A 12935-nucleotide genomic window follows, 5' to 3' on the forward strand; every position below is an offset into this window, starting at 1 on the left:
GCCCAGGCCACCTCCTACGACACCATGGGCCAGATGAACACCGCGTTTCGCAACATCGTCAACATGCTCCACGGCGTGCGCGACGGGCTGATCCGCGACGCCAGCAACTACGAAACCCAAGAACAGAGCTCACAGCAGATACTCAGCAGCTAAACAGCCACATGCCAGTGACGGCTGCGTACGCTTTTCCTCACGTTAGGAGACGTCGATGACCATTAACTACCAGTTCGGCGATGTGGATGCCCACGGCGCGCTGATCCGCGCCCAGGCCGCCTCCCTGGAAGCCGAACACCAAGCGATCATCCGCGATGTGCTTGCTGCCGGTGACTTTTGGGGCGGCGCGGGCTCGGTGGCCTGCCAGGAGTTCATCACCCAGTTGGGCCGCAACTTCCAAGTGATTTACGAGCAGGCCAACGCCCACGGCCAAAAGGTGCAAACCGCCGGCAACAACATGGCCAGCACCGACTCCGCCGTCGGCTCCAGCTGGGCCTAACCGGCTCATGGCACGCCCCGATTGTCGCGTCGTATCCGAAGTACCCGCGACGGAACTGTCCACTGCCGCACCATGCGGTGTGCGGCAGATGGCGTGCCCTGCCGATGAATTCGGATCGCGCTCCGACGGCTATCAGCCTCCCCCGCAGTCGACGCTGAACTTTGTAGCCGAAATACCCTGGCGTACTTGCGAACTCGGCTTACTCGGCCGAAATCGTTATGTCGACGGGTATCTCCAACGGCGGATGCACCGGCAGTGGCGGACCAGGGGCTCATAGCCGTCGGGGCGGATCTTGCAGACATTTACACAACGGTTTCGGCGCGCCGTCGTCACACCCCCGGCTCCCGCCAATAGGTTTATTGTTCGGTCACTTTGCCGCAACCTCAACCGAACAATGATCGCTGATCATCGGCGATAACGCAGAGCGACGGCCTTGGCGTACGAAAAGCCAGCCGCAGCACTCAACTCGGCACACACTGTAAACGACAGGACCGCCAACGTTTCACTAGAGACACCGCAACCACCGGCCAGGATTGCGCCAGCCAAGGCCGAAAGGTAGTAGACATGTACTTCGGAGCGTTACCACCGGAGATCATCTCCGGGCGCATGTACCTCGGTCCCGGAGCGGGGCCGATGATCGCCGCCGCGGCCGCCTGGGACGGGCTGGCCACCGAATTGGGTACGACGGCCTCCTCCTATCAATCGGTGATCGAAGGACTCACGGGCGGAGCGTGGCAGGGCCCGACATCGCTGGCGATGGCGGCGGCCGCCGCGCCGTATGTGGCGTGGATGACTGCCAGTGCCGCGCAGGCCGAACAGACCGCCAGTCAGGCCAGGGCTGCTGCGGCGGCATATGAGACCGCGTTCGCGGCCACCGTTCCGCCGCCGGTCATTGCCGCCAACCGCAGCCTGCTGATGTCGCTGATCGCCACCAACCTGCTGGGCCAGAACACCGCGGCGATTGCAGCCACCGAATTCCACTATTCCGAAATGTGGGCGCAGGACGCGGCCATGATGTACGGCTATGCCGCTGCTTCGGCGAGCGCCAGCGAATTGACACCGTTCACCCCACCGCCAGAAACCACCCGCGCAGACGGCACGGCCATGCAGGCTGCGACGGTAGCCCAGGCGGTCGGCCGGTCGGCGGGCGCAAACACCCAGACGAGCTTGTCGCAGCTGGTGTCGGCGGTGCCCAAAACACTGCAGAGCTTCGCCTCACCGCTGGCCCCTGCCGCAGATCCTGCGGCGTCACCGCTCACGTCGTTCTTGAACTTCATCACCGGTCCGACGTCGCCGATCTCCTACTTCCCGGTCGCCGGCGTGCCCTACCTGTTGGCGTTCCAGAACGTCCTGCTGCCCATGGTTGGGCAGAATCTGGCGACCGCGCTCGGGTCACCGGTCAGTACCGGCTCGTTGCTGGCCAGCGAGCTCGGTTCGGGGGCACACGCGTTCGGGACCACGGGTGTCGGGTCGGCGGTATCGGCCGGGATGGGCAACGCCGGCCTGGTCGGGAAGCTGTCGGTGCCGCAAAGCTGGGCCACCGCCGCGCCGGCGATCAGACCCGCTGCGTTCGTGCTGCCGGGCAGCGGCCTCGGAGCGGCACCGGCCGTCATGGCGGAAGGCTCTGAAGGTCTGTTCAGTCAGATGGCCTTGTCGAGCCTGGCCGGTCGTGCCATCGCCGGTACCGGCGGCAGCGTGGCCCGCTCGGTCGGGGGCACCGCGGCAGCGTCCATGGGCGGAGCCGATGCGGCCACGACGGCCACCATCATCGTGATACCGGCGGACGAATGACGATGCTCGTCACGACGCAAGGGGACTAGCAATGGATTTCGGAGCATTCCCACCGGAGATCAATTCCGCTCGCATCTATGCCGGCCCGGGTTCGGGATCGATGGTCACCGCCGCGGCGGCCTGGGATGGGCTGGCCGCGGAGCTGCGCTCGTCGGCGGCTGCTTACAGCGCCACGATCTCGGGGCTGACGGCAGAATCCTGGCAAGGCCCGTCTTCGGCCGCGATGATGACCGCGGCAGCGCCCTACGCCGCGTGGATGAACACCACGGCAGCCCAAGCCGAGCAGACGGCCATCCAGGCGCGGATGGCCGCGGTCGCCTACGAGACCGCGTTCGCCGCAATGGTGCCGCCGCCCGTGATCGCGGCCAACCGTAGCCAACTCGCGTCGCTGGTCGCGTCAAACATTTTCGGGCAGAACACCGTGGCGATTGCGGCCACCGAGGCCCAGTACGGCGAAATGTGGGCCCAAGACGCGGCGGCGATGTACAGCTACGCCGGTCAGTCGGCGGCCGCCTCGAAAGTGACTCCGTTCGCCGCGGCGCCGGAGGTCGCCAAGTCCGGCGGCGCGCTGACCCAGCTGGCCGGGACCGCTCAATCAGCCGGCGCCAGCACACACACCACGCTGTCGCAGCTGATGTCCACAACACCCCAAGCGCTGCAAGCCATGCAGGCTCCGTTGGCTGATCCGCCCACGCTGTCGCAAATCAGCGCCTATATCGAAGCGATTCCCAAACTGATCCTGCCGGCTAACGACGTGTTGATCACGGTGATATTCGGGCTTGCTGCCGCGGTGCGGGCGATCACCTCGGCCTCCGCCAGCGCCGGAACCGGAGCGCTGGCAGCGGGATTGGGTACTGCGACGCACGTTGCGGGTGTCGCCGGCTCGGCCGCGTCGGCGGCGTCGGCAGTCTCGGCGGGGATGGGCAACGCCGGGATGGTCGGCGCACTGACCGTGCCGCCCAGCTGGGCCGCGGCCACCCCGACCATCCGGCTGGCTGCCAGCGTCCTCCAGGGCAGCGGTCTGGGTGGCGCGCCCGCGGTGATCGCAGAGGGCCCGGCGGGTTTGTTCGGTTCGCTGGCGCTGGCCGGGATGGCCGGAAGCGCGCTCGGGAGCGCTGCGCCCGCCAGGGTTCTGAGCGGACCCGCGGCCAAAGTCGGCCGGCCGACCGCCGGCAACGACGCTCAAACACCGGACAAGCTCAAGCGTGTTCTCGCCGAGATGTCGCAGAAGCCGGAGTCGGTGCAGCACTGGCACACTGACCAAGCTCAGCTCGAAAGCTTGCTCGCGCAATTGTCGAAAAAACCCGGCGTTCACGCGGTGCACGTGTCCGGCAAGGGCAAACCCGCCAAACCACCGTCGCTGTAGTCGTCATCGCCCCGGCGCGCGGTCGGCGTCGATGTCGTCCACACTGAGAACGACACGTTGCACGACAGGGGAGCGTGATGCAGACGCTGAGCACCGCCGACTTCGCGCTGCGGTTGGCCGTAGGCCTGGGCTGCGGAGCGATGATCGGGCTGGAGCGCCAGTGGCGGGCACGGATGGCTGGCCTGCGCACCAACGCCCTGGTGGCCGCCGGCGCCACCTTGTTCGTGCTCTACGCCGTCGCCGCCAACGACACCAGCTCTACCAGGGTCGCCTCCTATGTGGTCTCCGGTGTGGGATTCCTCGGTGGAGGGGTCATCCTGCGCGAGGGATTCAACGTCCGCGGACTCAACACCGCTGCGACCCTGTGGTGTTCGGCCGCGGTCGGGGTGCTGGCCGCGGCCGGGCACCTTGTGTTCGCGCTGATCGCTACCGGAACCGTCGTCGCCACCCACCTCTTGGGACGCCCACTGGGGCACCTGATCGACCACGACAACATCGTCGAAGAGGACGAAGACCAGCAGCCGTATCAACTGCAGCTGATCTGTCGGCCCAAGTCCGAGAAATACGCCCGTGCCCAGATCGTGCAGCGGACCAGCGGGAACGACTTCGTCCTGCGCGGCATCCATACCGGGAGGGCAGCCGACGACAACGTCGCGTTGACCGCATACCTGCTCAGCGACGGCCACGCGCCAGCCCGGCTCGAGCAGCTCGTCGCCGAACTGTCACTGCAGCCGGGTGTACACGCGGTGCACTGGTATGCCGGCGATCAGGCGAGCCCGATGCCGCCCGCACCCCAGCCCGAGTAGCCGGCGCTCAGGGGCTCAATGGCTCAACACCCGTTGAATTTGGTTGAGCGTCTCACCCACGTGCCGACCGGGCAGCAGCATCCACACGTGCATCGCGCCCGGTCGCTCGTACCAACCGATGTCGAGTCCGTGCGCCGTCGCGCGCTCGTGGAAGGCGCGGGCGTCGGGGTTAAGCACATCGTGGGTGCCGGTGAACACCGTCAGCCGCGGGAGGCCGGTCAGCGGCCCGACACTCGGGCTGACTAATGGGGTGTCCAGCGGATCACCGCCCGCATAACGGATTCCGGCGGCGCGCAGATCGTCCAGATTGAGCAACGGATCGATCTTGGCGACGGCGGTCACGCCGGGGTCGGGCAGCGCAACGTGCATCCAGGGCGACAGCAGCACCGCATCGCTCGGCTGCGCCAGCCCGGCATCGCGTACCGCGTGACACAACGCGAACGCCATCCCGCCGCCTGCCGAATCACCCATGAAGGCAATGGAATTCGGCTCACGGCTATCGAGCAGGCGTCGGTAGGTCTGCAGCAGAAAGGGAAACACCTCGCGGTAGGTGTGTTCGGGAGCGATCGGATAGATCGGCACGGTCACCGTGCGTCGCAAGGTGTTTGCCAGCTTGGCGATGGCCGGCCAGTGGAAATGGGGAAGCAGGTCGAGCACGTAGGCGCCCCCGTGCAGGTACAGCAGGTGACCGCTGAGCGCGTCTTGGTCGACGAGTCGCGGGCTGACCTCGTATACCGGGCGGCCGGCGAGGTCCACCCGTTCGACCTGGATTCGCTTCAGGACCCGCTTGGAGGGCTGACCGGCATACGGCGGCCTCGGGTGGGCGGCCCACTGGTCGAGTTTCGCCGCGGGGAACAGCCGGTTGCGGACGCCGGTGGAGCGCAGCAACCGCTGAGCGAGGCCGGGCGTGAGCGTCGTACGGTCGATCGCCTTCATCAGCGACAGTCTGAACGGTGCGCGCAGGTTAGACCAGCCGCCTGATACCGGCGACAAGGCATAAGGTGTCTGCTGTGAATGCGATCGCGGATTTCCTGGCAGTGCTGCCGGCGCAAATGCGCGACCCGGTGTTGTTCGCCATCCCGTTTTTCCTGCTGTTGTTGGTGCTGGAATGGACGGCGGCGCGCAAGCTCGAAGACATCGAGCAGCCCGCTCGGCCGGCATCGGGCGCCTACCTGGGCCGCGATTCGTGGGCCAGCATCTCGATGGGGCTCGTCTCGGTCGCCACCACCGCCGGCTGGAAGTTCGTGGCTCTGCTCGGCTATGCGGCGATCTATGCCTACGTGGCACCGTGGCACCTGCCCGCGACCCGGTGGCACACGTGGGTCATCGCGATCCTCGGCGTCGACCTGTTGTATTACTGCTATCACCGCGTGGCCCACCGGGTCCGGCTGATCTGGGCCACCCATCAGGCCCACCACTCCAGCCAATATTTCAATTTTGCCACCGCTCTGCGCCAGAAGTGGAATAACAGCGGCGAGATTCTGATGTGGATCCCGTTGCCGCTGTTGGGGATTCCACCGTGGATGGTGTTCGTCAGTTTCTCGGTCAGCCTGATCTACCAGTTCTGGGTGCACACCGAGCGGATCCACAGAATGTGGCGGCCCATCGAATTCCTGTTCAACACACCGTCGCATCACCGAGTGCACCACGGCATGGACCCCGAATACCTCGACAAGAACTACGGCGGGATCCTGATCGTCTGGGACCGGCTGTTCGGCACGTTCCAGCAGGAGACGTTCCGTCCGCATTACGGCCTCACCAAACAAGTCGACACCTACAACATCTGGGCATTGCAGACCCACGAATATCTGGCAATAGGGCGCGATCTGCGCTCCGCCACACGGCTCCGCGACCGGCTGGGCTATGTGTTCGGGCCGCCGGGCTGGGCTCCGCGCAGCGCGCCCCGAAGCGATGTCGAGTCGCCGGCACTCACCTGACCGAAAGCCGGCCTAGCAAGGCGAGAAAGGAAATACCGTGGGAGACACGCTGACCGAGGGCCAGAAGCTGGTTAAAGGGGAGTCGCTTACCTCCCGGAACGGGGCTTACACGCTGACGCTGCAACACGACGGCAACTTGGTGCTGGCATCCCGCGGCGAGGCCCTGTGGTCGACGGGAACCAACGGCCAGGACACCGTGCGCGCCGAGGTGCAACGCGACGGCAACTTTGTCCTCTACACCGCCGACAAACCGGTGTGGCACACCGACACCAAGGGCAAGAAGAACGTCCGGCTGGTGCTGCAGGACGACCGCAATCTGGTGCTCTATGCCGCCGACGGGCCGGCGTGGTCGACGAAAACCGAGACCGCCGAGCAGCCGACGCCGTTGCCGTCAGACGAGCCGCCCGCGCCCGAGGTGACGACTGTTCCCGAGGAACCGGTCCCCGCGCCGGAACCCGAGCCGACGCCGCCGGCGCCACAGCCCGAGCCGCAGACCTACACCGTCGTAGCCGGAGACACCCTGTGGGGCATTGCGGAGCGCTTCTACGGCGACGGCAGCAAATACCAGGTGATCGCCGACGCCAGCGGCATCTCCAACCCCGACCTGATCCAACCCGGCCAGGTGGTGACGATTCCCTGATATCAGGCTGGTTGACGATACGGCCATCAGAGGCGGTACGACTGCGCTAACGTTTGACAGCACTACGCCGATAACCCCACCAGCGGCCAGCATTCGGCGGGCCCTGACGGATCGGAGTCTATGGTGCGCCGCCAAGCCATCCGCGTGTTCACCGCGGCCGTCGCTGCCACAGCACTGGCGGCCGGGCTGCCCTCGACGGTGGCCCACGCCGATCCGGTGCCGGTTTTCCCGGGGATGGAAATTCATCAGGGCGGCCAGCTCTGCACGCTGGGCTACGTCGACCCGGCGCTGCGGGTTGCCTTTACCGCCGGGCATTGCCGCGGCGACGGGCCGGTGACGGACAAGGACAACCGGGTGATCGGCAGCCTGGCGACATTTCGGGACAACACGCCCAACGGCGCGACGGTTGCCACCGACCAGCCCATCACCGACTACGAGTCGATTGTGCTGGCCCCCGATGTGATGGCGAACAATGTGCTGCCGAGTGGGCGCCCCCTGGAATCAGATCCGGGATTGGCCATCAAGCCCGGCGACGCGGTGTGCCATTTCGGCGTCGTCACCGGCGAGAGCTGCGGGACGGTTGAGAGCGTCAACAATGGATGGTTCACCATGGCGCACGGCGTGGTCAGCCAGAAGGGCGACTCCGGCGGCCCGGTGTACGTGAACAACGCGGGCGGCCCGGCGCGGATCGCGGGGATCTTCAACAGCACCTGGGGCGACTTTCCCACCGCGGTGTCCTGGCGGGCTACCTCGCAGCAGGTCCTCGAGGACGTGAAGGGACACCCGGCGGCAGCAGCGCTGGCCAAGCTCGCCAGTCAGTGACTCGCCAGGGCGAACACCGGGATCGACGGCGCCGCCGCGCGCAACTGCTGTTCGTCGGATTCCGGCGTGAGCCCGGCCATATGCCCCTTGACCTCCCAGTACCACCGGTCCAGGTAGCGCCGCAATAGCTCGGGCTTGTCGGCGTCGGCCAGCTCGGTTGCCCGGGCATGCCGGCGGTGCCAGCGCGGCCCGACGTCGACCGCGCCGGCGGCCCGCACGTTACGGACCCACTGGGTGTTGCCGCGCGGCGACACCAGGTAGTCGACGGCATCGACCGTCAGCACATTGACCACCACGCTGCGGGGTTTGCCGCTCTTGCGTCCCCGAACTCGAAGCGCGCGGGTACCGGCGATGCTGATGCCCAGGTCAGCCAGTCCGCGAATGATCCCGTTGGCGGCGCGGGCCGCCCGATTCGGTTCGTCGTAGCGCACCGACATGACTTCTCCTCCTGCTGTCTGACCCGAGAGCGGTGCTCTCTTCAATGTCGATCGTGCCGCACCGGGCCACAGAAATCAAGAGCGGTGATCTCTGATGTGTCAGACTTGCCCGAATGGGCAAACGGCGCGAGGCGCGCGAACGTATCGAGGCGCGAATCCTCGAACTGGGTCGTCGACACCTGGTGGATTACGGCGCGGCCGGGCTGTCGCTGCGCGCCATCGCGCGCGACCTGGGCATGGTGTCCTCGGCGGTGTACCGATATGTGTCCAGCCGCGACGAGCTACTGACGCGGCTGCTCGTCGACGCGTATTCCACGTTGGCCGATGCCGTCGACCGCGCCCGCGATGCTGACCCCGAGGTGTGGAGCGACGATGTGCTGGCGATCGCCCATGCCGCTCGCCGGTGGGCGATCGCCCACCCTGCCAGCTGGGCGCTGCTGTACGGCAGTCCGGTGCCCGGCTATCACGCCCCAGCCGAGCGAACGGTCGGTCCAGGCACCCGAGTGGTCGGCGCGTTGTTCGACGCGGTCGCCGCAGGGATTACGACCGGCGACATCGTGCTGACGAATAATGCTGCGCCGCAACCAGTATCGGCTGATTTTGCGCGTCTGCGGCACGAGTTCGGTTTTCCCGGCGACGATCCCGTCGTCGCCAAGTGCTTCGCAATCTGGGCCGGTCTGGTGGGCGCGATCAGCCTCGAAGTGTTCGGACAATACGGCTCCGACACGCTCACCGACCCCGAAGCGGTATTCGACACTCAGGTCCGGCTGCTGGCCGGTCTGCTGAGGCAGAATTAGAACGCGTTCACCCGGTGGTGGCCCATCCTTGCCGGTGGGGCGGTGGCAACATCTTTCTTGCCGACGGCGACGCTGGGCTATTCTGCGAGGCGATGAGCCTTTCCGTGCAATCGCCGGTCCAGATCGCTTGGGTGACCCGCGAGCTGGATGCCACTGAAACAGCTCTCACCGGCCTATTAGGCGTCAAAAAATGGTTCCGGATGCCTGAGGTGCATTTCGCCCCGGACACCTGCAGCTACCACGGCGAGCCCGCCGACTTCGTCGCCAGCATCTCGCTGAGCTACCTCGGCGACATGCAGTTGGAGTTGATCGCGCCGGTCCGCGGGCAGAATATCTATAGTGACTTTTTGCGGGAGTGCGGGCCGGGCTTGCACCACATCTGCGTCGAGGCCGACAGCACTGAAAGCTTTACCACGATGATTGCCGAAGCCGACGCCAACGGCGCGTCCGTCGTGCAGCAGGGCACGATGCCGGGTGGTATGCGGTTCGCGTATGTGTCCGCACCGCAATCCGGTGTGCCGTTCGTCGAGATCGCGCACATCAGCGACGAGAGCCGGCAGTTTTTCGACTACATCAAACGGGAGCAGCTGCGATGAGCCGCGCCGACGACGATGCAGAGCGGAGCGATGAAGAGGAGTGGCGCCAATGAGCACCGAGACACCAGCAACGGTCAACGCGCACGACGTCACTTCCTGGTCCGATGACGTCGACGTCGTGGTGGTCGGCTTCGGCATCGCCGGCGGCTGTGCGGCGGTCAGCGCAGCGGCGGCCGGCGCCCGGGTACTGGTGCTGGAGCGCGCCGCGGCGGCGGGCGGCACCACGGCCATGGCCGGCGGACACTTCTATCTCGGCGGCGGGACCGCGGTTCAGCAAGCAACCGGGCACCCCGATTCGCCTGAGGAGATGTACAAGTATCTGGTCGCGGTGTCGCGTCAGCCCGACCACGCCAAGATCCGCTGCTACTGCGATGGCAGCGTCGAACACTTCAACTGGCTGGAGGACCTGGGTTTTCAGTTCGAGCGCAGCTATTACCCGGAAAAAGCGGTGATTCAGCCCAACACCGAAGGCTTGATGTACACGGGCAACGAAAAAGTGTGGCCGTTCAAGGATCAGGCCGTACCCGCGCCGCGTGGACACAAGGTGCCGGTGCCCGGCGACACTGAAGGGGCCAAGTTGGTGATCGACCTGCTGCTCAAGCGGGCCGAAAACCTCGGTGTGCAAATCCGTTACGAAACCGGCGCTACGGCGTTGGTGGTCGACGGCTCCGGCGCGGTGTCTGGAGTGCTGTGGAAGCAGTTCGCCGAAACCGGTGCCGTCCGGGCCAAGTCGGTGATCCTGGCCGCCGGTGGCTTCGTGATGAATCCCGAAATGGTGGCCACCTACACGCCCAAGTTGGCCGAAAAGCCGTTCGTGCTGGGCAATACCTACGACGACGGACTGGGTATCCGGTTGGGGGTCTCGGCCGGCGGCGCCACCCAGCACATGGACCAGATTTTCATCACCGCCCCGGCGTATCCGCCGTCGATCCTGCTCACCGGGATCATCGTCAACAAGCTCGGGAAGCGGTTCGTCGCCGAAGACTCCTACCATTCGCGCACATCGGGTTTCGTCATGGACCAACCCGACAGCGCTGCGTTCTTGATCGTCGACGAGGCGCATCTGCGGCATCCCCAGGTGCCTCTGGTCCCGTTGATCGACGGCTGGGAGACCGTCTCGGAAATGGAAGCAGCGCTGGGCATTCCGTCCGGTAACCTGGTCGCGACTCTGGATCGCTACAACGAGTTCGCCGCTCGCGGCGAGGATCCCGACTTTCACAAGCAGCCGGAATTCCTTGCCCCGCAAGACAATGGGCCGTGGGGCGCCTTCGATTTGTCTCTGGGCAAAGCCATGTACGCCGGATTCACCATCGGCGGGCTGGCTACTTCAACCGACGGCCAGGTGCTGCGTGAGGACGGCACGGTCATCGCCGGCTTGTATGCGGCGGGGGCCTGCGCATCCAATATCGCCCAGGACGGCAAAGGCTATGCCAGCGGCACGCAGTTGGGCGAAGGATCGTTCTTCGGCCGCCGCGCCGGAGCACACGCGGCGGGCTAATTTTTTGCGCGAGCGTGCGTGTCCCCGGTCGACACGCCGAGTTCAAACCCGTTTTTGCGCACGCTCGCGGCGAGAGGCTCGCGGCAAGACGCTCGCGGCAACAGGACGGCACGCTCGCGGCGAGACCGTGCTACACGCGCGCCGGCTCTTCGTCGACCGGACCCAGCCGCCACTGGCCTTCGCCGAGCAGCTGCAGGCGCTGATCGTGATGCGGCTCAACCGTGCTGCGGTGACTGACGCTGACCACGATCGTGTCCGGCAATTCTTCGCGCAACAACTGATACATCGCCAACTCGAGACCCTCGTCCATCGCCGAGGTGGCCTCGTCGAGAAACACCGCCTTGGGCTTGGTCAACAGAACGCGGGCGAACGCAACTCGCTGCTGCTCGCCAGGTGAGAGCACTTTGGCCCAGTCCTGCTCCTCGTCGAGGCGATCAACCAGGTGTGGCAGCACCACTTTGACCAACACGTCGCGCAGCTGGTCGTCCGGGATCTCGCTAGTCGAGGCGGGGTAGGACACCACCGCCCGCAAATCGCCCAGCGGCACATACGGCAGCTGGGATAAAAACATCGTCTCGTTGGCGCCATCCGGCCTTCGCAACGTCCCGGATGCATAGGGCCACAACTCGGCAAGACTGCGCAGCAGAGTCGTCTTCCCGCTCCCCGACGGCCCGGTGATCACCAACGCGTCACCCGCCGACAGGTGCACGTCGAGGGAATCGATGAGCTGGCTGCCGTCCGGCGTTCGCACCTCGACGCCCTCGATGTCGACGGCATCATCGGCACTCGGCGTGGTGAGAATCTCGGGCAACTCTCGCGCCTTCTCGTCGGCGTCGACCAGGCCGTGCAACCGGATGATGGCCGCCCGGTAGCTGGCGAACTGGTCATAGGCGTTGCGGAAGAAGGACAGCCCGTCGTGAATGCTGCCGAACGCCGTCGCGGTCTGGGTGACGTCGCCGAATTTGATTTGGCCACTGAACAAGCGCGGGGCTTGCAGCACCCACGGCAGCGGGACGATCGCCTGGCTCACCGACAGGTTCCAGCCGGAGAAACCGATGGTCCGGTTCACGAACCGCAGGTAGTTGTCGATGATCGGCCGGAACCGCTGGTTGAGTAGCCCGCGTTCGGCCCGCTCGCCCCGGTAGAAACCGACGGCCTCGGCGGCGTCGCGCACCCGCACCAGCGCGTAGCGGAAGGCCGCGTTGGTGAGCTCGTTGCGGAAACTGAGCCAGATCAGTGGCCGGCCGATCCAGAACGCAATGACCGTCACGATCAACACGTAGAGGATGACGATCCAGAACATCGCCCTGGGCATACTCACCCCGAAGACGGTCAGCGTGCCCGACAGGTTCCACAAGATGGCGGTGAAGGAAATCACCGACAGTAACGACTGGACCGCGCCGAACAACAGGATGCTGGCGGTGCCGTTGGACGGCACGTTGGGAGTTGCGCCGACGCCGGTGGTGAAGACGTCGATGTCCTGCTGGATGCGCTGGTCGGGGTTGTCGATCGTAGCGTCGATGAAGCGCCCGCGATAGTAGGACCGTCCCTCCAGCCAGTCGGCGGTGAGCCGGTCGGTCAGCCAGACCCGCCACGCGACGATGAAGCGCTGGGTGAGATAGATGTCGAGCATCACCCGCATCACATGCAGCACCGCCATCAGGCTAAAGATCAGGATCGACATCCAAAAGCCATGCATCCCAGACTGTTTCACGTCGTCGTCGCCGGTAGCCATGCCTTGCACGGCGGTTT

13 protein-coding genes and 1 pseudogene are annotated in these 12935 nt (G+C 65.8%); 11 read left to right on the forward strand and 3 right to left on the reverse strand.

Annotated features, from left to right (window positions below; translation table 11 throughout):
• The 5 genes and pseudogenes from A5707_RS16820 to A5707_RS16840 form a co-directional block, all read left to right on the forward strand.
• Positions 1–153: pseudogene (locus A5707_RS16820) on the forward strand (WXG100 family type VII secretion target); the annotation flags it as partial.
• 55 nt (positions 154–208) lie between these two features.
• Entirely contained in the window at positions 209–493 is a 285-nt protein-coding gene (locus A5707_RS16825) for a WXG100 family type VII secretion target (RefSeq protein ID WP_065013049.1), read from the forward strand.
• A gap of 564 nt (positions 494–1057) precedes the next feature.
• Complete coding sequence (locus tag A5707_RS16830; protein WP_065015602.1) at positions 1058–2284, forward strand: PPE family protein; 1227 nt, start codon at positions 1058–1060, stop codon at positions 2282–2284.
• A gap of 31 nt (positions 2285–2315) precedes the next feature.
• On the forward strand, positions 2316–3650 hold the full coding sequence (locus A5707_RS16835; protein WP_065015603.1) for a PPE family protein: 1335 nt from the start codon (positions 2316–2318) through the stop codon (positions 3648–3650).
• A 77-nt stretch (positions 3651–3727) separates the two neighbouring features.
• Positions 3728–4456, forward strand: a complete 729-nt coding sequence (locus tag A5707_RS16840; protein ID WP_065015604.1) for an MgtC/SapB family protein — start codon at positions 3728–3730, stop codon at positions 4454–4456.
• Positions 4457–4471: 15 nt separating this feature from the next.
• Here A5707_RS16840 and A5707_RS23450 read toward each other — a convergent pair whose 3' ends face one another.
• Positions 4472–5392 (reverse strand): alpha/beta hydrolase fold domain-containing protein, encoded by a 921-nt coding sequence (locus tag A5707_RS23450; RefSeq protein ID WP_082969514.1) that lies wholly within the window; start codon positions 5390–5392, stop codon positions 4472–4474.
• A 74-nt stretch (positions 5393–5466) separates the two neighbouring features.
• Between A5707_RS23450 and A5707_RS16855 the strand changes: the two genes are divergently transcribed.
• The 3 genes from A5707_RS16855 to A5707_RS16865 all read left to right on the forward strand — a co-directional run bounded on the left by A5707_RS16855 (position 5467) and on the right by A5707_RS16865 (position 7855).
• Positions 5467–6393, forward strand: coding sequence for a sterol desaturase family protein (locus A5707_RS16855; protein ID WP_065015605.1), 927 nt, complete (start codon positions 5467–5469; stop codon positions 6391–6393).
• A gap of 37 nt (positions 6394–6430) precedes the next feature.
• Positions 6431–7033 (forward strand): LysM peptidoglycan-binding domain-containing protein, encoded by a 603-nt coding sequence (locus A5707_RS16860; RefSeq protein ID WP_065015606.1) that lies wholly within the window; start codon positions 6431–6433, stop codon positions 7031–7033.
• 120 nt (positions 7034–7153) lie between these two features.
• Positions 7154–7855, forward strand: a complete 702-nt coding sequence (locus tag A5707_RS16865; protein WP_065015607.1) for a hypothetical protein — start codon at positions 7154–7156, stop codon at positions 7853–7855.
• Here A5707_RS16865 and A5707_RS16870 read toward each other — a convergent pair.
• Positions 7849–8292 carry a nitroreductase family deazaflavin-dependent oxidoreductase gene (locus A5707_RS16870; RefSeq protein WP_065015608.1) on the reverse strand — a complete coding sequence of 148 codons (444 nt, stop codon included), beginning with the start codon at positions 8290–8292 and terminating at the stop codon, positions 7849–7851. The two genes, A5707_RS16865 and A5707_RS16870, sit on opposite strands and share 7 nt — an antisense overlap.
• Positions 8293–8405: 113 nt before the next feature.
• On the opposite strand from A5707_RS16870, the gene A5707_RS16875 reads away from it, so the two are divergent.
• From A5707_RS16875 to A5707_RS16885, 3 genes are all read left to right on the forward strand, one after another.
• On the forward strand, positions 8406–9089 hold the full coding sequence (locus tag A5707_RS16875; RefSeq protein WP_065015609.1) for a TetR/AcrR family transcriptional regulator: 684 nt from the start codon (positions 8406–8408) through the stop codon (positions 9087–9089).
• 92 nt (positions 9090–9181) lie between these two features.
• A complete protein-coding gene (locus A5707_RS16880; RefSeq protein WP_065015610.1) occupies positions 9182–9685 on the forward strand; it encodes a VOC family protein in 504 nt (167 codons plus the stop codon).
• Positions 9686–9734: 49 nt separating this feature from the next.
• Complete coding sequence (locus A5707_RS16885; protein ID WP_065015611.1) at positions 9735–11183, forward strand: FAD-binding protein; 1449 nt, start codon at positions 9735–9737, stop codon at positions 11181–11183.
• Between the two features lie 130 nt (positions 11184–11313).
• Here A5707_RS16885 and A5707_RS16890 read toward each other — a convergent pair.
• Positions 11314–12935 (reverse strand): ABC transporter ATP-binding protein/permease (locus A5707_RS16890; protein WP_065015612.1); only part of this gene is annotated, 1622 nt, incomplete at its 5' end.

Origin of the sequence: Mycobacterium kyorinense (assembly GCF_001672775.1) — a bacterium.
Lineage (GTDB): Bacteria > Actinomycetota > Actinomycetes > Mycobacteriales > Mycobacteriaceae > Mycobacterium > Mycobacterium kyorinense_A.

Excerpts from the sequence above, each read along its gene's own strand:
- A5707_RS16825 (WP_065013049.1), top strand. The coding sequence starts at position 209 with ATGACCATTAACTACCAGTTCGGCGATGTGGATGCCCACGGCGCGCTG.
- A5707_RS16830 (WP_065015602.1), top strand. The coding sequence starts at position 1,058 with ATGTACTTCGGAGCGTTACCACCGGAGATCATCTCCGGGCGCATGTAC.
- A5707_RS16835 (WP_065015603.1), top strand. The coding sequence starts at position 2,316 with ATGGATTTCGGAGCATTCCCACCGGAGATCAATTCCGCTCGCATCTAT.
- A5707_RS16840 (WP_065015604.1), top strand. The coding sequence starts at position 3,728 with ATGCAGACGCTGAGCACCGCCGACTTCGCGCTGCGGTTGGCCGTAGGC.
- A5707_RS23450 (WP_082969514.1), bottom strand. The coding sequence starts at position 5,392 with ATGAAGGCGATCGACCGTACGACGCTCACGCCCGGCCTCGCTCAGCGG.
- A5707_RS16865 (WP_065015607.1), top strand. The coding sequence starts at position 7,154 with ATGGTGCGCCGCCAAGCCATCCGCGTGTTCACCGCGGCCGTCGCTGCC.
- A5707_RS16870 (WP_065015608.1), bottom strand. The coding sequence starts at position 8,292 with ATGTCGGTGCGCTACGACGAACCGAATCGGGCGGCCCGCGCCGCCAAC.
- A5707_RS16875 (WP_065015609.1), top strand. The coding sequence starts at position 8,406 with ATGGGCAAACGGCGCGAGGCGCGCGAACGTATCGAGGCGCGAATCCTC.
- A5707_RS16880 (WP_065015610.1), top strand. The coding sequence starts at position 9,182 with ATGAGCCTTTCCGTGCAATCGCCGGTCCAGATCGCTTGGGTGACCCGC.
- A5707_RS16885 (WP_065015611.1), top strand. The coding sequence starts at position 9,735 with ATGAGCACCGAGACACCAGCAACGGTCAACGCGCACGACGTCACTTCC.